20 protein-coding genes are annotated in these 23,222 nt (G+C 34.6%); 13 read left to right on the top strand and 7 right to left on the bottom strand.

What is annotated here, in order from left to right:
• Positions 1 to 32: 32 nt before the first annotated feature.
• The 3 genes from GIY83_RS13285 to GIY83_RS13275 form a co-directional block, all read right to left on the bottom strand.
• On the bottom strand, positions 33 to 1,847 hold the full coding sequence (locus GIY83_RS13285; protein ID WP_208681771.1) for a T9SS type A sorting domain-containing protein: 1,815 nt from the start codon (positions 1,845 to 1,847) through the stop codon (positions 33 to 35).
• Between the two features lie 165 nt (positions 1,848 to 2,012).
• Positions 2,013 to 2,987 (bottom strand): TerC family protein, encoded by a 975-nt coding sequence (locus tag GIY83_RS13280; RefSeq protein ID WP_065447717.1) that lies wholly within the window; start codon positions 2,985 to 2,987, stop codon positions 2,013 to 2,015.
• A gap of 387 nt (positions 2,988 to 3,374) precedes the next feature.
• Positions 3,375 to 4,391: a glutamine synthetase beta-grasp domain-containing protein gene (locus GIY83_RS13275; RefSeq protein WP_194615319.1), complete on the bottom strand. Its 1,017-nt coding sequence runs from the start codon at positions 4,389 to 4,391 to the stop codon at positions 3,375 to 3,377.
• A 427-nt stretch (positions 4,392 to 4,818) separates the two neighbouring features.
• On the opposite strand from GIY83_RS13275, the gene GIY83_RS13270 reads away from it, so the two are divergent.
• The 11 genes from GIY83_RS13270 (at position 4,819) to GIY83_RS13220 (ending at position 15,755) form a co-directional block, all read left to right on the top strand.
• Positions 4,819 to 7,008, top strand: coding sequence for a glutamine synthetase III (locus GIY83_RS13270; RefSeq protein WP_208681770.1), 2,190 nt, complete (start codon positions 4,819 to 4,821; stop codon positions 7,006 to 7,008).
• Positions 7,009 to 7,405: 397 nt separating this feature from the next.
• Entirely contained in the window at positions 7,406 to 8,254 is an 849-nt protein-coding gene (locus GIY83_RS13265) for a hypothetical protein (protein WP_208681769.1), read from the top strand.
• A 68-nt stretch (positions 8,255 to 8,322) separates the two neighbouring features.
• The gene (locus GIY83_RS13260) at positions 8,323 to 8,844 is read left to right on the top strand and encodes a hypothetical protein (RefSeq protein ID WP_208681768.1); all 522 of its coding nucleotides are present in this window, start codon (positions 8,323 to 8,325) and stop codon (positions 8,842 to 8,844) included.
• Between the two features lie 8 nt (positions 8,845 to 8,852).
• Complete coding sequence (locus GIY83_RS13255; RefSeq protein WP_208681766.1) at positions 8,853 to 9,254, top strand: hypothetical protein; 402 nt, start codon at positions 8,853 to 8,855, stop codon at positions 9,252 to 9,254.
• Between the two features lie 68 nt (positions 9,255 to 9,322).
• Positions 9,323 to 9,586 (top strand): CsgE family curli-type amyloid fiber assembly protein, encoded by a 264-nt coding sequence (locus GIY83_RS13250; RefSeq protein WP_194615324.1) that lies wholly within the window; start codon positions 9,323 to 9,325, stop codon positions 9,584 to 9,586.
• Positions 9,587 to 9,602: 16 nt separating this feature from the next.
• The gene (locus GIY83_RS13245; protein ID WP_208681764.1) at positions 9,603 to 10,007 is read left to right on the top strand and encodes a curli production assembly/transport component CsgF; all 405 of its coding nucleotides are present in this window, start codon (positions 9,603 to 9,605) and stop codon (positions 10,005 to 10,007) included.
• A 1-nt stretch (position 10,008) separates the two neighbouring features.
• The gene (locus GIY83_RS13240; protein WP_208681762.1) at positions 10,009 to 11,370 is read left to right on the top strand and encodes a CsgG/HfaB family protein; all 1,362 of its coding nucleotides are present in this window, start codon (positions 10,009 to 10,011) and stop codon (positions 11,368 to 11,370) included.
• A gap of 65 nt (positions 11,371 to 11,435) precedes the next feature.
• Positions 11,436 to 12,920 (top strand): carboxypeptidase regulatory-like domain-containing protein, encoded by a 1,485-nt coding sequence (locus GIY83_RS13235; protein WP_208681759.1) that lies wholly within the window; start codon positions 11,436 to 11,438, stop codon positions 12,918 to 12,920.
• 166 nt (positions 12,921 to 13,086) lie between these two features.
• Positions 13,087 to 14,265: an AIR synthase related protein gene (locus tag GIY83_RS13230; RefSeq protein WP_208681757.1), complete on the top strand. Its 1,179-nt coding sequence runs from the start codon at positions 13,087 to 13,089 to the stop codon at positions 14,263 to 14,265.
• Between the two features lie 187 nt (positions 14,266 to 14,452).
• On the top strand, positions 14,453 to 14,809 hold the full coding sequence (locus GIY83_RS13225; protein ID WP_194615329.1) for a hypothetical protein: 357 nt from the start codon (positions 14,453 to 14,455) through the stop codon (positions 14,807 to 14,809).
• 337 nt (positions 14,810 to 15,146) lie between these two features.
• Positions 15,147 to 15,755, top strand: a complete 609-nt coding sequence (locus tag GIY83_RS13220; protein WP_208681748.1) for a GNAT family N-acetyltransferase — start codon at positions 15,147 to 15,149, stop codon at positions 15,753 to 15,755.
• Positions 15,756 to 15,868: 113 nt separating this feature from the next.
• On the opposite strand, the gene GIY83_RS13215 is transcribed toward GIY83_RS13220, so the two are convergent.
• Positions 15,869 to 16,492 (bottom strand): M949_RS01915 family surface polysaccharide biosynthesis protein, encoded by a 624-nt coding sequence (locus tag GIY83_RS13215; protein WP_208681746.1) that lies wholly within the window; start codon positions 16,490 to 16,492, stop codon positions 15,869 to 15,871.
• A 180-nt stretch (positions 16,493 to 16,672) separates the two neighbouring features.
• Between GIY83_RS13215 and GIY83_RS13210 the strand changes: the two genes are divergently transcribed.
• Positions 16,673 to 19,000, top strand: coding sequence for a GH92 family glycosyl hydrolase (locus GIY83_RS13210; protein WP_208681744.1), 2,328 nt, complete (start codon positions 16,673 to 16,675; stop codon positions 18,998 to 19,000).
• 213 nt (positions 19,001 to 19,213) lie between these two features.
• Positions 19,214 to 19,657, top strand: coding sequence for a hypothetical protein (locus tag GIY83_RS13205; protein ID WP_194615334.1), 444 nt, complete (start codon positions 19,214 to 19,216; stop codon positions 19,655 to 19,657).
• A gap of 294 nt (positions 19,658 to 19,951) precedes the next feature.
• Here the strand turns inward: GIY83_RS13205 and GIY83_RS13200 are convergent, their stop codons facing one another.
• The 3 genes from GIY83_RS13200 to GIY83_RS13190 all read right to left on the bottom strand — a co-directional run bounded on the left by GIY83_RS13200 (position 19,952) and on the right by GIY83_RS13190 (position 23,132).
• A complete protein-coding gene (locus GIY83_RS13200; protein WP_194615335.1) occupies positions 19,952 to 21,805 on the bottom strand; it encodes a peptidase M61 in 1,854 nt (617 codons plus the stop codon).
• A gap of 100 nt (positions 21,806 to 21,905) precedes the next feature.
• Positions 21,906 to 22,184, bottom strand: a complete 279-nt coding sequence (locus tag GIY83_RS13195) for a DUF2805 domain-containing protein (RefSeq protein ID WP_055098339.1) — start codon at positions 22,182 to 22,184, stop codon at positions 21,906 to 21,908.
• 120 nt (positions 22,185 to 22,304) lie between these two features.
• On the bottom strand, positions 22,305 to 23,132 hold the full coding sequence (locus tag GIY83_RS13190) for a sterol desaturase family protein (RefSeq protein ID WP_208681742.1): 828 nt from the start codon (positions 23,130 to 23,132) through the stop codon (positions 22,305 to 22,307).
• Positions 23,133 to 23,222 lie beyond the last annotated feature (90 nt).

Below are 23,222 nucleotides of genomic sequence, written 5' to 3'. Positions count from 1 at the left end.
TCGAAAGATTTCCTTTTTTTATAAATTTTTTATCATTGTTTAATAAATGCCCTTTGTGTAACTCCTAAATTTTGATTTTCAATTGTAATAAAATAAGTCCCTGTTGGATAATTGGCAACGTTTATACTTATTAATTTAGGGCTTATTAGTGAATAATCATTTGAGTTTACTATTGTTCCCATAATATTTGAAATTGTTAATTTGACATTTGTAAGATCAACTGTGCTTTCTATGTTTAAAATTGAAGTAGAAGGATTGGGATATAACTTTAGGAACGGCTCGTTCTTGGATCCAATTAAAAAAGTTTCGTTACTATAACTAGAGGCGATTCCGGTAATCAGTTTATTAGTGTCATTGTAAAAATGATAATTAATATTGGCGATTCTTCTGTATTTATAAGAAACTTCAAATCCGTCAGTTGGCCTTCTTCCTCCTCCATTAGATACAATAAGTGGTTGTGTTGGTAGATAATCTTTTGATGTTGCACCAGAAATATTATACCATATCGAAGGTGTACTACCTTGAAGACTTTGATTTTGCCATTGATATGTAATTGATTTAATTAGAAAACCTGTCCCTTGAACAATATTACTTTCAACAAATGGAGGTGATCCAGAAATGATTTGCGGTTTTTCAAATTCAGTATTAGAAGTTATCTTTAAGCTTTGATCACAACATATTGTATTATTATATCGTATTCCTCTAATTAAAACTTTTATTGGTTCAGTTGCATTCGTTATATTTTGATAAATTGCAATTCTTCGTATTAAATAATAAGTATCTTCTAAATTAGATTTTTCTGATGGGTCATAAAAAGTTAAGTTTGAAGAATTTTCATTAGGTATAGTAACCCATATTCTGGGTCCTCCAAGCGCTGAATTCGTTTTTGTATACTCCCATTTATAACCATCTACCTCTGCTCCGGGATCTCTTGTTTGGATAGTATAAAATGGATCTTGTAAAACTTTTAAGTTTACTATGGAGCTAAAACCTGAAATCGTCAGGTTTTTTAAATTTGATAACTCAACAAAACCTTCGGAATTTAAAGATTCATTAACAGAAATTGTATTTCTAAGTATCGGTGTAGGAACAACAGTAATATTTATTGTATTACTTTTGTTTGGATATTCATTATTTCCTTTATATCCTAATTCTCTTGTTACGGTTATATTTTTGAGTTCTGTAGTGTAATCCAGGTATAAAGTTTTATTGGTATTGTCTAAATTTAAAATACTGCCATTATTGGCTTTCCAACGATTATTGATACCATATATGAAATTTTCATACGGGTCTACATATTGAGAGCCAACAATTGGTGCTGGTTTGTCTCCTAGTCGTACAGTTTGATTGCAGCATAAAGTATTTGCTATTTTTGAAGGATTAAGAGCATCGGCAGGAGGGTTAATTGTTCCTCCTCCCATTGTGGCATTTTTTACAACTGAAATATAACCGCTTTTATATGCAACACCACTAGCTGTTTTGTATTCTGCAAAAATAAAACCTCCTGAAGTAGGGAAAGCACTCCAGTTTAAATTTACAACAAAGCTTCTTGAGGCTACATTCCCTTCATTAAAAATTAGAGATCCGCCATTACCTCCTGTAACGATATTGGCGTTTAGACCATTTAAGGAATATATGCTAATCGTTCCCGTATTTCCAGGAATTGAAGGCATTTCAACTCTTACTCCTAAAGAAACGGTTGAAGAAGGAGTTCCTCCTAAATTAATTGGTCCGCTACTGCTTACACTGGCTCCATTTACTGCGGTGGGTGTTAGGATAACTTTTTGTGCAAAAATTCCTGTATTAAATACAAGTAATAAAACGAGGTACATGTAATTTTTTCTCATGATAAGGCTTTTAAAAATTTATAATGAGCTAAATGTATTGAATATAAAAGTATTATCTTATTTTTTATTGTTAAATTGTAGTATAATATTTATTTTTATTAGTTTTGGCATAAAAAAAGGAAATCGTGAGATTTCCTTTTTTTATAAATATATGTTTCAAGAATATTATTCCTCTCCCAAATCAGTATCAGTAAGTTCTTTTTCTTTTCCGAATTTAAGAGAAACCAAGATTCCAACTAAAAGCGAAAGTGCAATAAATCCTAATGAAGCCCATTCTGGAACATGAATCCATTCGTGAAGTAACATTTTTAATCCAACAAAGGCTAAAATGGCTACCAGACTATATTCTAAATAACTGAATTTTGCCAGCATATTGGCCAGGAAGAAATACATAGAACGTAATCCAAGAATAGCAAAAATATTAGAACTGAATACCAAAAACGGATCAGATGTAATGGCTAAGATAGCAGGAACACTATCCACAGCAAAAAGAACATCCATAACTTCAATAACAATCAGGGCTACAAATAATGGAGTTGCAGCTCTTTTGGCTGTTTTGGTAGAAATGAAAAACTTTTCACCATCCATTTCAGCAGTAATGGGAATAATTTTTCCTAATGTTTTATATACAAAAGAATCTTTTGGCTGGAAATCATCATCTTCTCCAGAGAACAACATTTTTATTGCAGTAAAAAGCAGGAAAAGCCCAAATACATAAGTGGTCCATGCAAATTTATTAATAAGCATTACACCAAAGAAAATCATTAATCCACGGAAGATTACAGCGCCCAGGATTCCCCAGAATAAAACGCGGTGTTGGTATTTTTGCGGAATTTTGAAAGAGGCGAAAATAATGGCAATCACAAAGATATTATCTACACTCAAAGAAAGTTCAATCAAATAACCGGTAATAAACTTCATAGAAGCTACCGCTGGTTTTAGATTGTCAGGATTTGCGATATAATCAGTAGTGTAAAGCCAGTAAATTACTCCTGAAAACAGGAACGATAAAGTCACCCAAATAAGTGTCCATTTACTTGCTTCTTTGGTGCTAATAATATGTGGGTTTTTATTGAAAACACCCAAGTCTAAAGCAAGAATAAAAACAACGGCTAATAAAAACAAAATCCAGACTATCATGATACTTTTTTTAAATGATTTACAAAGATAGTTTTTGAAGTTTAACTTAAAAATTAATTGTCGAAAAGTTGTGTTCAAATTCTGAATAAAGCTTAAAGATTTCTAAGTTAGTGATGTTGGTTTTGTGTATCATGGGAAGATTGTGGTAAATGGCATGGGGATGACACCGATTCGCTTTGCGAAAACACAGATTTGAACGGATTTATTTCTTTTACCCATCGTAGCTACCCGTAATCTTGTTATCCTGAGGAAACGAAGGATCACACTCGGGATTCTACAAAGATTAGCTCCTGAAAAAAAATATAGCAATCAGAAAGGCAAACTATAGAGCAAAAAAAAGTGCCATCAAATTTGATGGCACTTTTAAGATATAATCTAAGCTTTGAATTATATCGCTGATTTAACAGTTTTGATAATTCTTGCAGCAATTTTGTATGGATCTCCGTTTGAAGCTGGTCTTCTGTCTTCAAGATATCCTTTCCATCCTTTTTGAACGGTATATAAAGGAATTCTGATTGACGCTCCTCTATCAGATACTCCGTAAGAGAAATCATGGATAGAAGCAGTTTCATGTTTACCAGTTAAACGTTGGTCGTTGTAAGCTCCGTAAACTGCAATGTGTTCTGCAACTACAGGACGGAAAGCTTCACATATTTTTTCGTAAGTTTCTTTAGAACCACATGTTCTTAATACTTCGTTAGAGAAGTTAGCATGCATACCTGAACCATTCCAGTCTGTGTCTCCAAGTGGTTTTGGGTGGTATTCTATATAGTAACCATATTTTTCAGTCAAACGATCTAGTAAGTAACGGGCAACCCAAATTTCGTCTCCGGCTTTTTTAGCACCTTTAGCGAATAATTGAAATTCCCATTGTCCGCAGGCAACCTCCTGGTTAATACCTTCAAAGTTAAGACCCGCAGCGATACATAAATCAGCATGTTCTTCTACTAATTTTCTTCCGTGAGTGTTTTTTCCACCTACAGAGCAGTAGTACATACCTTGTGGAGCAGGATATCCTCCAACAGGGAAACCTAATGGCAATAAGGTTTTAGTATCCATGATGAAATACTCTTGTTCGAAACCAAACCAAAAATCATCATTATCATCATCAATTGTAGCTCTACCGTTAGAAGGGTGTGGCGTTCCGTCAGCATACATTACTTCTGACATTACAAGGTATCCGTTTATACGAGTTGGATCAGGGTAGATAGCAACAGGAACTAATAAACAGTCAGAAGATCCGCCTTCAGCTTGTTTTGTTGATGAACCATCAAATGACCAGTTTCCAAGTTCTTCTAATGTTCCTTTGAAATTTTCATGCTCTTCAACTTTAGTTTTACTTCTAAGATTTTGAGTTGGTTCATATCCATCTAACCAAATGTACTCTAACTTAATTTTAGCCATAATAATATAAATTAATTTTTTTGTTTTTTTCGTTGGGTCAAATATAGATTTATTTTTTTAGCCGTAAAAATTAGGGGGCTGTTTTGTTTATGTCTCTATTATTTTTTGGATAAGCGCAATTTTCTAAGGGGTATATTTTTAAAAAAGCAATTTTTAACACTATTAAAAAATAAATTCGTAAAAATTACAGCTGTTTTTTATAAATCAGGGTTAAGGAATTATGAAAAAATGTTTATTTAATGAAGAATACTGATGTGTTTTGTTATATTTCTTTAAATCAAATTCATTATTCTTTGAAAAAAGCGTCTTATGTTGAAAAATCGTCGAACAAAAATCTCAAATTTATCTTATAAACAGGCTTTTTATTTGTTTATATTTGTCGATCATTTTTTAATAAAAATTATTACAAATTTTAAACTTATTATACATGTCAACATTACGTTTCCAGGCCTTGAGAGATGCTTCTACAAGAAAGCCAGTACATTTTGAAGAAATCGATAGAAAATCTAACATTTTTGGTGCAAATGTGTTTAATGAAAAAGCAATGAAGCAGTTTTTGACTTCGGATGCTTTAAAAGGTGTTAGAGACGCTGTTCAGCACGGAACTAAAATAGAAAGAAAACTGGCAGATTATATCGCCATGGGAATGAAAGAATGGGCATTATCTAAAGGTGTTACTCATTATACACACTGGTTTCAGCCCCTTACAGGAACTACGGCAGAAAAACACGATGCTTTTTTTGAAGTTTCATATGACGGAAGTGATCCTGTAGAGAAATTTGGCGGAGCACAATTGGTGCAACAAGAACCGGATGCATCTAGTTTCCCGAATGGGGGAATCAGAAATACATTCGAAGCAAGAGGTTATACGGCCTGGGATCCAACTTCTCCTGCTTTTATTTACGGAACCACTTTATGCATTCCAACTGTATTTATCGCTTATACAGGAGAAGCATTAGACAATAAAATTCCGTTGTTAAGAGCCTTATCTGCCATAGATGAAGCCGCAACAGAAGTATGTCGCTATTTTGATAAAAATGTAAAAAAGGTAACCGCTACTTTAGGCTGGGAGCAGGAATATTTCTTAATCGATAAAGCACTAGCCAATTCCCGTCCTGACTTGATGATGACCGGCAGAACCTTATTAGGACATACCTCTGCAAAAGGACAACAATTAGACGATCATTATTTTGGTTCTATCCCAACTCGTGCGCTTACTTATATGAGAGATTTAGAGCAGGAATGTATGTTATTGGGGATTCCGGTAAAAACGCGTCATAACGAAGTGGCACCTAACCAATTTGAGCTGGCACCCATTTTTGAAGAAACCAATCTTGCCGTAGATCATAACTCATTATTGATGGATGTGATGCAGAGGGTGGCAGAGCGTCATGACTTTAAAGTATTATTTCACGAAAAACCTTTTAAAGGAGTAAACGGATCAGGAAAACACAATAACTGGTCATTGGCAACAGATACTGGAGTTAATTTATTGAGTCCGAGTAAAACGCCAATGAGCAATTTACAATTCCTGACTTTCTTTATTAATACCATAAAAGCAGTTAACGATTATGAAACCTTATTAAGAGCGTCTATTGCAACTGCAAGTAATGATCACAGGTTAGGAGCAAATGAAGCGCCGCCGGCAATTATTTCTGTTTTTATTGGGGCACAATTAACCAAAGTTTTATCTGAGTTAGAAAGTGTGACAACAGGAAAATTGTCTCCTGAAGAAAAAACAGATTTAAAACTGAATGTAGTGGGTAAAATCCCGGACGTTCTTTTGGATAATACAGACAGAAATAGAACTTCGCCTTTTGCCTTTACCGGAAATAAATTTGAATTTAGAGCAGTAGGATCAAATTCGAACTGTTCGAATTCGATGACTACCCTTAATGCAATTGTAGCCAAACAACTAAAAGATTTTAAAATAGAGGTAGATACTTTGATCGAGTCGAAAGACATGAAAAAAGACGATGCTATTTTTAATGTTTTAAGAGAATATATCAAAGAGTCTAAAAAAATACTTTTTGAAGGTGACGGATATAGCGACAGCTGGGAAAAAGAAGCTGCAAAAAGAGGTTTAAGTAATTTTAAAACTACTCCGGAAGCGATTAAAGCGAAAGTTTCGAAACAAGCTTTGGATTTGTTTTCTGAATTAGGAATTCTAAACCATGTTGAAGCCGAAGCACGTTACGAAATTGAGTTAGAAGAATACACTAAGAAAATCCAGATTGAAGGAAGGGTTTTAGGCGATATTGCAAGAAATCATGTTATTCCAACGGCAATACGTTACCAAAATACCCTAATTGATAATGTAAAAGGATTAAAAGAAATCTTCGGAAAAGAATTTGAAACTATTGCAAAGGAACAAATCGTTCTCATTAAGGAAATTTCAGGTCATATCGAAGGAATAAATTCTAAAGTATTGGCGATGACTGATGAAAGAAGAACCGCCAATCATTTAACAGATGCACAAAAAATGGCCGAAGCCTATTGCAATAAAGTGAAGCCCTATTTTGAAGATATTCGTAATCACTGTGACAAATTAGAGCTACTTGTTGACGACGAAAGTTGGACATTAACCAAATATAGAGAGCTATTGTTCACGAAATAAATAGTACCTGAACAATTCTATTAAGCCCATCGAATTAAGATGGGCTTTTTTTTGTTTTAATGTTAAAATAAAGTAAGATAAGCATTGTTTTTATCAGATCACAGGGTATAAATGTAAGGAAATTGTAATAATTAGGTAATTTCCTACTTATGTTTTTGACGATTTCAGCAGTTCATCGAGATAGTTTTACAGTTCATCGAAAAGTCGTTATGTTATTGTAAAATAGGTATTTATACTTGATTTGATTTTCGATAAGTTTTCTAATTTTGGTCATGAAGAAAGAGAATAAGTCCTCTGATTTTATTTTCGAATGACGTTTTTTTGATGGCTCGATTTCCCCCAAATCACACTGACCTACATAATAAGTTGTATTAATAACCAATTAAATATATCTATTATGAAAAAAGTAATTTTAAGCATCTCAGCGATGCTATTTGTAGGGGCTGCAGCAATTGCGCAGGGAAACACTTCATCAGTGAATCAGGTAGGAAACTCTGACATTGGTATTGTAAATCAAAATGGAGGAACAAATGATTCCAAAATTGATCAATTAGGAGATTCGAACAAATCAGAAGTTTATCAGGGAATTCAACCGGGCGTTTACAATGCTAAAAACAATGCTGCAGATGTAAAACAAAAAGGTAACAACAACAATGCTTTTGCTTCTCAAAGTAACCATGATAACAAAGCGTATCAAACTCAAACAGGAGACTGGAATAAAGCAACAATCTGGCAAGATCAAATTGCTCCTCCAGCATCAGCATTAGGAGGATTTGATAAAGCAACTCAGGTGCAAACAGGAAAACACAATGAAGCTATTATTGACCAAGGAACAACTGGAAATGAAAAACCAACCGGAGCTCCTTTCAATGCAGCTCAATTGGCAGCTGTTAATGCAGTAAGTGTACCATTTGCTCCTCATAATACTAATGAGGCTACACAAACTCAAAATGGTGATGGTAATTATGCTTATGCTACTCAGGGTGGTGTTAAAAACCAATCTTGGCAAACTCAAAAAGCTCCAGCAGGTACAGCTGTAGCAGATGGTAATAAATCATACCACTATCAATATGGTGAAGAAAATAAAGCTACAACTACACAAGATGGTACTAAATTGAAAGAAAGTACATTGCAAATTGGAAACAAAAATACTGCAACTGTGACTCAAACTGGTGCATCTCATGCTAGTGTTGCATTTTCACTTGGAAACATGAACACAATTACAGTGACCCAATCAGGTATGTAATTTATGAAAATGAAAATGAGATAGTCATAGAAGGTGACTATCTCATTTTTTAATCTAAATCAATCAGGATGAAAAGTTTTATTTTAAATATTGTATTGCTTGTACTTTTTTCTCCTGTATTTTATGCACAGGAAAAAGAAGATAAATCCGACTTTAAACCTTACAGCTCTTCTGTCTTTAATTCAAAAGAAAAAGCTTTTAGTGTGGTTTCGAGTATGGATAAAAAGGCACAGGATAATTTAAATTCAAAAATTCAGTCTGGAATACAAATTCAGCAAATTGGGGATTTAAATAAAGTAAGAGCATTTTTAAAATCAAATGAAACAAAAGTTGCTGTAAACCAGAATGGTGACCGCAATGAATTGTTTCTGGATAAAAATGCTAAAACACTGACCCAGAATATTGTTCAACAAGGAGATAATAATAAAATTTCAGATTTTACATTGCATACCAATTATAATGTAAATATGGAAATGATCCAAAAAGGAGACAATCAAAACATTCAAAGTATTGGAACCAATTCCCTGTCAAAAAACATGAAAATTACCCAGACAGGAAATGGCGCCTCAATAATTCTTATCAATAAATAAATTTAAACATGCGTTTTTTATATCGACATATCACATTCTTATTTCTGGTTTTTACTGCCACAGTATATGGTCAGGTCCCCCAAGACAAAATAAAAGCAAAACTGGAAATTGAAAAAGTAGAAGGTAATGTAAAAATTACCGGTACAGCTGAAAATCTTACCGATGTCATCAGAGGTGCCGCCTATAGAATGTCTGTTATAAAAAATAATAATAAAAGTAATAATCAGTCTAATAATGACCAGGTTGGTGTTTTTACCTTACAGCCAAACGAAAAACAAAAACTATCTACTTCTCAAATTAATCTGTCTGAAGATGATGAGGTAGTTGTATTATTATTGTTTTATGATGAAGACAAGCAAATAATAGCGAAAGATCGTGTGGTTTTGGGTGAAGAAAAAAAAAAGATGTAGCTGTAATTGTATTGCCTGTTGACGGATTTGTGTTAAGAGGAATTATTACAGACGATACTAAAACCAAAATGGGAAAAGATTTTTACGACCGGTATTATTACAAATACAATGATCTTGGAATCAACGCTGAAAAAATAGTCACAATAGGTGAAGAATATAGTTTTGCAAGAAATACATCCATAACCATAAGTATCGACAATGAAGTTATTTATGAGTTTCTGGCAAGGCCGGATGATGAATTTTTAGATGCAGTTGCAGAAGAATCTGTAAATGCCACCTTCACTTACCTGAAAGAAAAAGAAAAAGAGCGCAAATATTTCACTCAGTATTAATTTTATTATTAGCGACATGAAATTTATAATCACCCTGGCAGTATTCCTGCTTATTTCTCCGTTTATATATGCTCAGGCATTAGTTTATAAACCAGTCAATCCGGCTTTTGGAGGAGATACCTTTAACTATCAATGGCTTTTGAGCAGTGCCGAAGCTCAAAATAAGCAAAAGGATAAAACAGCCGAAACCAAAACGCAAACTGACTTAGAGCGATTTAAAGCCAATTTAAATTCGCAATTATTGAGTCAGATTTCAAGTACTCTCTACAAACAACAATTTGGTACTGATGGTATAAAAGAAGGTTCCTATACTTTCGGGAGCTATTCAGTGGATGTTTACCCATCTGCAGACGGACTTACCCTAAATATTTTAGATACCAATACCGGGGAACAAACTCAAGTAATTATCCCAAATCAATAACATGAGATTACATCACTACTTATTTATAGTATCGGGATTACTTTTTTCGGGTTGCGGTGCTTATTATAATCAGCCAACCGGCGTTCAAAAAGCAGTTTTAGGAGAAGGAACTCCTGCAACTTCATTATTAAAAGATCTGCCAAAACCCAAAGAGCAAGTTGTCGTGGGTGTCTATAAATTCAGAGACCAGACCGGACAATATAAACCGCAGGAAAACGGAAGCAGTTTTAGTACCGCCGTTACTCAGGGCGCGACTTCTATATTGATAAAAGCGCTGGAAGATTCTAAATGGTTTATACCCATCGAGCGTGAAAATATTGGTAATTTATTGCAGGAACGAAACCTTATTCGGGCAACGCGTCAGGAATATGTAAAAAATGCCAATCCAAACGAACCTCAGTTAACTCCTTTATTATATGCCGGGGTTTTATTAGAAGGCGGAATAGTTTCGTATGATTCTAATATTATTACCGGAGGTTTTGGAGCGCGATATTTTGGAGCCGGAGCTTCTGTAAAATACCGTCAGGATCGTGTTACCATTTATTTGAGAATGATTTCAACCTCAAACGGAAAAATTTTAAAATCAGTTTATATATCGAAAACCATTTTGTCTCAGGCAATTGATGAAAGCTTATTTAGATATGTAAATTTTAAAAGGTTATTAGAAGTTGAAACCGGATATACCACAAATGAACCGGTCCATATGGCCGTCACTGAAGCCATTGAAAAAGCGGTAGAATCTTTGGTTCTCGAAGGTATAAAAGATAATATCTGGGAAGCTGATGCACCAAAATGGCAAGTCGATAATTTAATAAAAGCATATGCCGAAGAAACCAAAACGGCTGATGTAACCGCGCTTTACGGAAGAGAATTAGAAAACAGAAGAAGCAAATTTGCTATCGAAATTTCAGGAGGAGCAACCCTTATGGATGGCGATTATCAAGATCCGCTTTTACGGCCTTTTGGTCGCGGAGCTTTAAAGTATTTTTTAACTCCCGCTTTGAATATCAGCGCTTCTACCAACGTGGTTAATCTCGCCAACAAAAATTTACTCGACGTAGGTTATATCACTTATGATCTTAATCTCGAATGGATTTTACTTCCCAAAGATCGTTTTACACCTTATCTCTACGCAGGCGGAGGATATGCAACAAACAGGAAATTCGAGAATGCTTATGGTAAAATTCAATACGGTTTAGGTCTTGAATATCTGGTTTCAGACAAAATTGGAATCAAATTGTTTGGAGAGCAAAACATTAATTTTAGTGATAATGTCGATTATATAAAAGCTGGAACCCGTGACGATTACTATTATAAATTCGGGTTAGGACTTACTTATTATTTTACAAAAAAGAAAAAATAGGATAATTGAAAGACCAGAATTTTAAAGACATAACGATGAAGTTTAAATTTAAAAACAAATTAATAATGAAGTATTTATACAAAATAGCAAGCGTACTTTTTTTATTGTTTTTGGTTTCATGTAGTGAAGAGAAAATAGGAGAATCGGCATATGGTACTGTTAGCGGAAGAGTGGTGAATGCAGATACTTTTGAACCAATGGAAAATGTAAAAATCCTTTCAAGTCCCACAACAAGTACTGTTTTTACAGATGCAGATGGTAAATTTACAGTTTCGAATGTAAAAGTGGGCGAATACTCTTTTCAGGCACAAAAAGAGGGTTTTATAGCAAAATTCGAAGCCACAACCGTTACAGCAAACAATACATCAGAAGTGGTTTTTGAACTCAAAAAAGCATCAGCCAATAATAAGCCGCCAACAGTTCCCGTATTAGTAAGTCCGGTTGATAACAGTACCGCCCAAGCTGTATCATTAGATCTTACCTGGACAGCTACAGATCCGGATAAAGATGAATTAATTTTCAAGATAACCCTTAGAAACGACAGAAACAGCGAGGTGAAAGTTTATGATGCTGTAAAAACGAACAAACTTACGTTGACAGATTTGATTTTTGGAGCAAAATATTATTGGCAAATCGAAGTTACCGATGGTGTAAATACACCTGTTTTAAGCACCGTAAGTACCTTTACCACAATTGCTTTTCCGGCAACACGATATTTGTTTGTAAAAAATATAAACGATAATAATGTGATTTTTACTGCCGATGATGCGGGTAAACAATATCAATTAACGAGTTCAGACAGAAATTACTGGCGTCCCAGAAGAAATAATCTGGTAAAGAAAATTGCCTTTATAGGAACAAATGGTTCTCAAAATGATCTTTACACGATGAATTATGACGGAACGGGAATTAAAAAGTTAACAAGTTCAGTGCCTGTTGCCGGGTTCAATTCAGATTATATAGGCTATTCCTGGAATGCCTCAGGAAGTGAACTGATTTATCCTAATTTCGATAAATTATACAAAATCAACAATGACGGAAGCGGTTTGACCAAAATATTCCAGACCCCAAATGGCAAATTCATATCAGAATGTGACTGGAGCGCCGACGGCTCAAAAATTGCTTTAAAAGTAAATGATGCCAACGGATATAATGTTGAGGTCTACGTAATCAATGCTTCAGGAGTGGTGATAACAACCATTCTTTCAGGACAAAACGGAGCAGTGGGCGGACTAAACTTTTCCATCACAGGCCAAAAAATAGTCTATACCAGAGATGTTTCAGGATTCGAAAGTTCAAATTACCGACAGTTAGATTCTAAAATTTTCGAATACAGCTTTGCATCGGGAAATACTACACAAATTATAACAGAGAAAATATCCGGAACAAACGATCTCGATGTACGCTATTCACCAAACGAGTCCGAATTGATTTTCACCAATACCTCAAATGATGGTATTTCGATAAAAAACATTGTAAAAACAACAGTAGGAGTTGTCAATTCCAGAGTAGTATTATTTTCAGGAACAGCAATGCCCGACTGGGAGTAACTTTTAGGAGCCAAAATTTTATAACCAATTTTACTCAGGAAATTCGGCAGCGCTATAAAACCTGCCGAATTTTTTTGTGCGTCAAAATCTTCAATTTTAAATACTATAGCCCTGAGAATTAAAAAAAGGGATTATCTTTGCACCACATCAACACAAACTAAGTTTCATGAGTTCAGATTCTAGCAAAAGGTATGCACAAAGAGGTGTTTCGGCATCAAAAGAAGACGTACACAACGCCATAAAAAATATTGATAAAGGTTTATTTCCTCAAGCATTTTGCAAAATTGTTCCCGATTATCTTACCCAGGATGAGGAATATTGCTTAATAATGCACGCTGACGGAGCAGGTACAAAATCGTCACTGGCGTATATGTACTGGAAAGAAACAGGCGATATTTCAGTTTGGAAAGGAATTGCTCAGGATGCCTTAATCATGAATATCGACGATTTATTATGTGTTGGCGCAACAGATAATATTCTGCTTTCATCCACAATAGGAAGAAATAAAAACCTAATTCCTGCTGAGGTTATTTCGGCCATCATCAACGGGACCGAAGAATTAATCAACGAATTAAAATCTTTTGGCGTAACCATTCATTCAACAGGCGGAGAAACTGCCGATGTTGGAGATGTAGTGCGCACCATAATTGTAGATTCTACGGTAACTGCACGTATGAAACGCAGCGATGTTGTAGATAATGCCAACATAAAAGCAGGCGACGTAATTGTTGGTTTAACCTCTTTTGGTCAGGCAACTTACGAAAAAAGTTATAATGGCGGAATGGGAAGCAACGGATTAACCTCTGCGCGTCATGACGTTTTCGGGAAATATTTAGCTAAAAAATATCCGGAGAGTTTCGATGCTGCAGTTCCTGAAGAACTAATTTATTCAGGTCAGGTAAATCTAACCGATGAAGTAGAGAATAGCCCAATAAATGCAGGTCAGTTGGTACTTTCTCCAACCAGAACTTACGCACCAATTATCAAGAAAATTTTAGACACTTACACACCAAACGAAATTCACGGAATGGTGCATTGTAGTGGAGGAGCGCAAACTAAAATTTTACATTTCGTTGAGAATTTACACATTATAAAAGATAATTTATTTCCGGTTCCTCCATTGTTCAAGTTAATTCAGGAACAATCAAAAACCGACTGGAAAGAAATGTATCAGGTTTTCAACTGCGGTCACCGTATGGAAATCTATGTTCCTGAAAACATTGCACAGGATATTATCGCGATTTCAAAATCATTCAATGTCGATGCACAAATCGTAGGTAGAGTAGAAGCAGCCGATGCTAAAAAACTAACAATTACCAGCGAGTACGGAACATTCGTATATTAATTTTTTTGAGTTACAAAGTTACAAAGGTTCTGAGTTGCAAAGGTTTTATATACTGGAGTTTATAACAGAACCTTTTTTATTAATAATCAGCTTTTTTAGGAGCTAATCCAGCTATCCGCTATATTTTTTGTGGCGAACCCCGCCACAAAAGGATGCCGCTACTATCGGGGCTAAAAAACACCAGGCTATGTACGAATTACTTTTTTGGAGATATTTAGAGGAGGTTTACCTAAACCATCATGAAGTTTACGAAGCTCTTGTAGAAAGAGAAGATGTAGAAGGTCTTGAAACACTTCCTGTTGAGGTGATCATGAACAGAATCGCTTCGGTATTCTCAAAATGGGAAAGAGTCGATGAAAATAGCTGGCAAAATACTACAGGAAAAGGTGCTTTTCAGGTTATCACAACCCCTCAAAGTGTTAAAATCGACTGTTACGGAACCGAAGGTAAAACTATGAATAAGCTGGTTGAAGTAATGGAAGAATTCAAATGTCCGTTGTACGATCCCCAGGTGCCGGAACGTTATGATGAAATGAGTGAGTAATTAAACTTTGCAAAACTTCGTGGTATCTTTGAATCTTTGCGAAATAGCTATAACACAAAGTTACACAAAGATTTCACAGAGATTCTCAAAAGTATACTCCCTACAGGACAATTTTTCTTAACGATTTTTTTTCTACAAATATTTAATTCCTAACGGAATAAGTATTTATTAAAGTAAATATCTCGTAGAGATTAAATGTTGATAGAAAAAAATTACGAATATCCATTTTGTCCCTCAGGGACTACACATTCTACTATAAAATAATGATTATATAAAGTTTTTTTTTAATCTTTATAATAAATTATCCCAATTGCTATCGGGAGTGACAAAAAAATATATGACATCCATCTCTAACTTCAGTTTCTCAGACAATATCATTTTAGAAGACGATTTAGTTTTATTGCGTCCTTTGCAAGAATCAGACGTCGATAATTTATTAGAAATATCGATCAACGAACCAGAAACCTGGAAATATTCCTTAGTAGGAGCAGACGGAAAAGAGAATCTGATTAAATATATTCAGTTGGCGATAAAAGCAAGAGAAAATCAAAAAGAATTTCCCTTTATTGTTTTCGATAAAAAGTCTCAAAAATACGCTGGTTCAACACGTTTCTACGATATGAATCTGGAGTTTAAAACCCTTCAGTTAGGATACACTTGGTACGGTTCAGCTTTTAGAGGAACCGGACTCAACAAACATTGTAAATTCTTACTACTACAATTTGCCTTCGAAACCCTCGGAATGGAACGCGTAGAATTCCGTGCTGATAATGACAACAAACGAAGCATCGCTGCTATGAAAAGCATCGGTTGCAGAGTCGAAGGCGTTTTACGAAGCCATATGCCAACATTAAATAAAGAAATACGCCGTGATTCAATCGTCCTGAGTATCCTTAAAAACGAATGGTTCAACGAAGTAAAAGAAAACCTAAAACAAAAGCTTTAAAGAGCCAAAGGCTCGCCAAATATTGTAGGGCTGGATTTTAATCCAGTCTAGCAAGGATTTACCCATTATTTAAATTGAAATTTTAAATTCCAAAAGTTTGAAATTTAACAATCCTATCCATCATGCAAAATAAGATCCTGTTCCTTTCTTAGTTTGGCAGTTAAATTATCGACATACGTTTTTATTTTTGGCGGTAAAGAATTCCAGTTAGCATCTTTTTTGAAACTTCTGCAATAATCAAGAACACATTCTACGGCGCGAATTGCATACTTTTTGTTTTTATAAACCGTAATAATTTTAACCCTTCTTATTTCATTATTTTCATTTCTGGTTCCGTAAACAATTACAGGATCGATGTAGCCATCGCCGTCAAGATCTTTGGTGCTGCAATATTTGGTCCAGAACCAAACATTGGTTTCTTTAGGTTCAGTAATTTCAAGTAAATCATTAATGCGCCATTTTTCAAGAAAACCACCATGATCGCTCATTGTATAAATCGCCTGAATTTTGGTGTTTAAAGTATCTTTTTTAGTAATATTTTTTTGGTTTTCGCACAAAAGCAAATTATAAACCCCAGCCTTATCAGAACATTCAAAAGCTTTATAAATAGGGAAATCCGAAACCTGATCGAGTTCTCTTTCTTTTATCTCGCTTTTTGTTAATTTATAACTTTCTGTTTTTTGCGAAAAGCTTAATAAGGAATAAGAAAACAACAGAAATAAAAAATATTTTTTCATGTGTAGCATTGCATTTTTTGGATCAATCAAAGATATTTAAAAGCTTTTTATTGCAGTAAATTTTATATTTTTTAAAAAGCAGATTTTGTTGTATTTTTCTAACCTGGAATTATTAGAAAAACGTTTTAGTAAGTACCTGATACTGTTTTGTAGAAATTATAATGTTTAAAAAAACACCTAATGAATAGAATAAATTACAAAAGTTTTCTCTTTGGATTCTCCTTTTTAGTGATTGGCTTTGGAGTAAAAGCTCAGAAAAAAGCAATAGAAAAACGTAATCTAATTCAGTATGTTGATCCCATGATTGGTACGGCTAAGATGGGACATACCTATCCGGGCGCAACCGTTCCATTTGGGAGCGTACAGCTAAGTCCGGAAACCGATACCATTGCGTACAGTTTAAACGGGAAATACAACGGGGATGTCTATAAATATTGTGCGGGATACCAATACGAAGACAAAACAATTGTAGGTTTTAGCCATACCCATTTTAGCGGAACAGGTCATTCTGATCTGGGAGATTTTTTAATTATGCCTACAACAGGAAAATTGCAACTGAATCCCGGAGTAGCTTCAAAACCATTATCAGGTTATCGATCAGCATTTTCTCATTCGACCGAAAAAGCAGAACCGGCTTATTACAGTGTAATGCTGGAAGATCATAAAATAAAAGCAGAACTTACAGCAACTACGCGTGTGGGAATGCATCAGTACACATTTCCAAAGTCCGATCAAGCACATATTATTCTGGATCTGACTTCCGGAATTTACAATTACGATAAAAAGAACGTCTGGACCTTTGTTCGTGTTGAGAATGATACTTTGATTACCGGATATCGCCAAACTAACGGATGGGCGAGAACCAGAACGGTTTATTTTGCGATGTCATTCAGTAAACCCATTAAAAGTTACGGACAAGCAGCACTGGAAAAAAGTGTCTACAGAGGCTTTTGGGGAAGATTCGATCAAACGAAGAATTTCCCGGAAATGGCAGGTCAAAACTTAAAATTGTTTTTTGATTTTAATACCCAGCAAGGAGAGAAGATCAAAATAAAGATGGCTTTATCTCCTGTAAGTTCTGCCGGTGCACTGGAAAATATGAAAAAAGAAGTTCCGGGCTGGGATTTCGAAAAAGTAAAAAAACAAAGTCAGGAAGTCTGGAACAACGAATTGAATAAAATTCAGGTAGAAACCATTCAGAAAGAGGATTTGGTAAATTTCTATACCTCTATGTATCATGCCTTTTTGGGACCAACAGAATACATGGATTTAGATGGCAATTATAAAGGTTTGGATATGAACGTTCATAAAGCTGAAGACTTTACAAATTACACCAGTTATTCGTTATGGGATACTTACAGGGCTTTGCATCCTTTGTTCAATTTGGTACAGCCAGCCCGAAACTCAGATATGATTAGTTCGATGTTGGCGCATTCAGACCAAAGTGTACATAAAATGTTGCCGATATGGTCGCACTATGCCAATGAAAACTGGTGTATGATAGGCTATCATTCGGTTTCTGTAATTGCCGATGCAATTGTAAAAGGAAATGGCAACTTTGATCCTGAAAAAGCACTTCAGGCTTGTGTAAACACAGCAAAAGTACCATATTATGACGGATTGGAATATTATATAACAAAAGGTTATGTTCCTGAAGATAAAAATGGGGCTTCGGTTTCTAAAACTTTAGAATATGCTTATGATGACTGGGCGATTGCACAGGCAGCGAAAAAATTGGGTAAAACAGAAATTTATAATGAATTTATCGAAAGATCTAAAAATTATAAAAACGTTTACGATGCAAAAACAGGTTTTATGCGTCCTAAATTAAACGACGGAACTTTCAAAAAAGAGTTTGATCCGCTTGATACGCACGGGCAGGGATTTATAGAGGGGAATTCATGGAATTACAGTTTATATGTTCCGCAGGATCCTGCTGATATGATTAAAATGATGGGAGGAAACGACAAATTTAATGTTCGCCTTGATTCGTTGTTCAGTATGCATTTACCGGATAAGTATTTTGAAAATACAGAAGATATTACCAGAGATGGAATCATTGGGAATTATGTTCACGGAAACGAACCTTCGCACCATGTGGTGTATTTGTACAACTGGACCAACTCGCCCTGGAAAGCGCAAGACAAAATTAGAATGATCCTGAAAAAAATGTATCGAAATGGGGCCGATGGTTTAGGTGGAAATGATGATTTTGGGCAAATGAGTGCCTGGTATATTTTTAGCAGTTTAGGGTTTTATCCTGTAGCGCCGGGCTCTGACGAATATGCATTGGGAAGTCCGTTGGTTAAAAAAGCGATTTTTAACTTAGAAAACGGAAAAAATTTCGAGGTAGAAACGGTAAATCAATCGGATAAAAATGTGTTTGTAAGTAAAGTGCTTTTAAACGGAAAACAATTAGAGAAACCTTTCCTGAAGCATTCGGATGTTATCAATGGCGGAAAAATTACTTTTTATATGAGTGCGAAACCCAATAAGAAGAATTATTAAACTAAGTAAATTTGCCCACGGGTTTTACGGATAAAACGGTTTTATGCGATTTTTTTATGTCAGACTTAGAAGTCGAAGGGCTTTCACGATGAAAAAGACTTCGACTTCGCTCAGCCTGACAATGTGTAATATTTAAATTCGAGAAAATTTTTGCAATTCGTGGCGGAACAACAAAAAACTTCACGAAATTTGCACTTTAAATAAAAAGTAAATATGAAAATAAATCTAAAATCAGGAATTGATAAATTGCTTTTCGGAATGAAGCAAAACGATGTAAGCGCTGCTTTAGGAAAACCGGACAAAAATTATGTAGATGAAGATGATAATGTGATTTTTGTATACAACGCACACAAAATCAGATTGACATTTTATCAGGAAGAAGACTTGAAATTAGGTTATTTGGTAGCGTCAAGCAATGATTTGGAAGTTTTCGGGTTCAAGTTAATTGGAAGAAAAATTGCTGATGTGAAGAAGGATTTAGCGACTAAAGGAATTACAAAATATACTCAGGAGACTTTTGATACTTTCGAAAACTACTTTAACGAAGATAATTGGTTTATTCTTCAAACTGAATTTGATGAAGTAGTGAAATTTGAAGTTGGTGCGATCATCAACGAAAAAGACGAATTTGACTGGAAGTTTGCGGTGAAGAAATAAGCACAATCTTGTCAGGATGACAAAAAAACAAAAGCCGACAATTATTGTCGGCTTTTTTTGTGGTCATTATTTAGGGGGTAATCACTTCAATATTACACGATAGTTCTTGAATTATCTAAATCCCTAGCCCTGATGGGAACGGCATCCTTTTGTGGTGGGGTTCACCACAAAAGGTACAGTGGACAGCAGGAAATAGCTCCTGATTTTTAATATTATAATTTTTAGTAAAGCATAACTAAAACAAAAAAACCGACAATCGCTTGTCGGTTTTTTTTATGTTTTGAGGAAAAGAAATTACCCTTTTAACCATGCATTTTTAAGTTTGTCTTTTGAAGCATCTGTCGCTTTAAAAGTTTCTTTTTCTTCGAATGGTACTTTTACAGTTCCTTTGATGGTTTGTTCTTTTCCGTCACGTTTGATTTTAATCGTGATAGGATCGTTTTCTTTCCAGTTTTCACTTTCTGTAATCAAATCATAAATATTGTCTAAGTTGTACGCTTTACCGTTTACAGTAAGGATTTGATCGACTGCTTTAAGATTTAAACTGGTAAAAAATACGTTAAGTTCAATTCCTGGACGAACGCTTATTATTTTGGTTACCTGATCAACACCAATATATGGAGCTTGTCCTTTGATGAAAATGGATCCCGGAACTTTTTCTGATGCTTTGCCTACGCCCACTTTAGCTAAATAAAAATCGTAAGGAATTGGAGTTGTTCCCTGAACATATTTGGTTAAAAATTCGCCAACTTCAGGATAAGTAAGCTGAGTGATTTTAGCAAAAAGTTCGTCATCATTAAATGGTTTTTCTACACCGTATTCGTCAGATAATTTATGCATTAGATCAAGAATTCCTCTTTCGCCATTGCTTTTTTCTCTAATGATAATATCAATGCACATACCAATTAAAGCTCCTTTTTGGTATACGTTTAAGTATTGGTCTTTATAAGGCTGCTCTAATACGTTTTTACTCATAACGGTAAACGACATAGTATCATTTAGATCTTTTGCCTGTTCGATTTTATCAGCAATACGAGTATAAAATTCAGCTTCGCTAATTAACCCCTGATTGATCTGAAAAAGGTTGGCAAAATATTCTGTTACCCCTTCGTACATCCATAAATGTTCAGACATTTTGGGTGCATTATAATCAAAATACTGAATTTCTTTTGAGTGAATCGTTAATGGTGTTACAATATGAAAAAACTCGTGCGAAACAACGTCTTTCATTGATTCTACTAATTTTTCTTTTGGCATAGATTCCGGTAAAACAACGGTAGTTGCAGTAGGGTGTTCGAGAGCTCCAAAACCATGGGCATCATCTTTTGCCATGCTTGATAAATACAATAAAACAGTATATTTTTTAGTAGCATTTACTTTTCCTAAAAAGTTTTTCTGAGCTGTCATCATTGTTTTCATCTCAGGAGTAATACTTTCGGCAGTAAATTTTCCTGTTGGAGAGTAAACAGCGATTAAAATATCCATTCCGTTTACGTTAAACGTAGTGTAATCCGGTTTAGAATACATGATTGGGTTTTCGACTAAAACAGCATAACGCGGAGTTGTAAAAACGTCGCTTGTGTTGCTTGCATCTTCATCATTCATTGAAGTTGCTCCCCAAAGTGTTTCAGGATGCGTGATGGTCACTTTATAAGGTACATCTAGTTTATCCTGAAAATAACCTACAAAACCATGCGTATTCACCATAAAGTTGATTCCTGCATTGATGTTGGTTCCTGCCGGCGAAAAAACGTCGTCATTACCAAATCCGGTTCCTTTTTCAGTATCAAAAGTATCACCTACTAAATAGGTTACTTTTTTTAATTTTTTGGCATCAGCAATTGACCATGAGTTATCGTCAATTCTTTTTACTGTTAATGGGTTGCCTTTTGCATCAAAAGCTTTAAAATCATCCGAAAATTTACCGTAATTGTCTGTAGAATATGTTCCCGGAACTGTTTTTGGGATACTATAGATTACTTCGTCGGTTTTTATTTGAGGAGGTGTAACAGTCACCAGTACTTTGTCATCTTTTACATCAATAAGATTAATGTTAACACCCACGACATTTGCGGCACCAGATGAGCTTCCTGTTTTACAGCTCCAAAGAGTTGCTGCAAGAGCTAAGGTGTAAAGTATTTTTTTCATTTATTTAAGTTTAGTTATTTGTATATGACTTGTAAATTATAAAAAAGTTACATTAATAGTAAAAATAATAAAAAAACTCCTGAATTTCAGGAGTTGTGTGTTAGTCTAGTTTATTTTTTATATAATATTTACCATCCAGATCTTCGTCAAAATCATCTATTTTAACAGGCTTTGGTTTTGGTTTATTTGCAATTGCCTTTTTTTTCCACATCTCAAATTTTTCAAGTGGCATCTTCTTTTTCATGATTTCCAGAACTTCTTTTTCTGCCAATCCAAATTCCTTTTTTATGATCTCAAATGGATTTTTTTCTTCTAAGGCTAACGAAACAAGTTTTTCGGTTTGCTCCCAATTCAATTCTTTGCGGTTACTCTTTTTCATCACGTGAAAATTAATTCAAAATAGGGGTTAATGATTAATAGATTGATTTTCAATTTAAGTATCAATATTAATAAAAAAAATAATTAGTTGGTTCGATCTGGGATATTTTTTTTAATGATTTTAACTGTTTTTTGCAGATCTTGATTTTTGAAACGGAATTTGCAATAAATTTTTCAATTTATTGTTTTCTTGAGGTTCCATATGTGTGTCTACTCCGTAGATTAATTCTTCTTTTGGAAGTGTTGTAAAAGTGCCAAAAAGCCGGTCCCAAACCGAAAAAATATTCCCGTAATTACTGTCAGTATAAGGTAACACATAATGATGATGTACTTTGTGCATATTGGGAGAAATAATAAAATAACTCAAAAAGGCATCAAATTTAGCTGGTATAGAAATATTGGCATGATTAAACTGCGAGAAAATAACGGATAAACTCTGGTATAAGAAAATCATCCACATTGGGCTTCCTACAATGAAAACGCCCAGGGTAGTAAATATAAAACGAATTATACTTTCTCCCGGATGATGCCTATTGGCGGTTGTGGTGTCGATCCAGGTATCTGTATGATGAACGATATGAAAACGCCATAGAAATTTTATTTTGTGCTGTACAAGATGGGCCAGATAAGCGCCAATTAAATCTAAGAGTAATAATCCGATGATGGTATAAAGCCAAATAGGAATTTGAGGCAGCCATTGCAGTATTCCAAAATGATTTTCTGTGGTCCAGTTTGCCGTTTTGATGAGAATAAAAGCCAATACGAAGTTGACGATAATGGTAGTGAATGTCAAAAAGAAATTGATTCCTGCGTGCTGCCATTTTCGGTATTTCATTTGAAATAGTGGAAAAGTATTTTCGATGAGCCAAAAGATAGTAATTCCTCCCACCAGAATTAAACTTCGATGGGTAGACGGAATGGTGCTGAAATATGCTATAATATCATTCATAAGTAAAATTTAGATTGATAAAAAGTGTAATCTGTTTTCTATGAAGAGATTAATGTGAAATATAGGCGTATAAAAAAAGAGAAAACCGAA

This window comes from Flavobacterium sp. SLB02 (assembly GCF_009664855.1).
Lineage (GTDB): Bacteria > Bacteroidota > Bacteroidia > Flavobacteriales > Flavobacteriaceae > Flavobacterium.
This window is presented reverse-complemented; position numbering and strand designations above follow the sequence as displayed.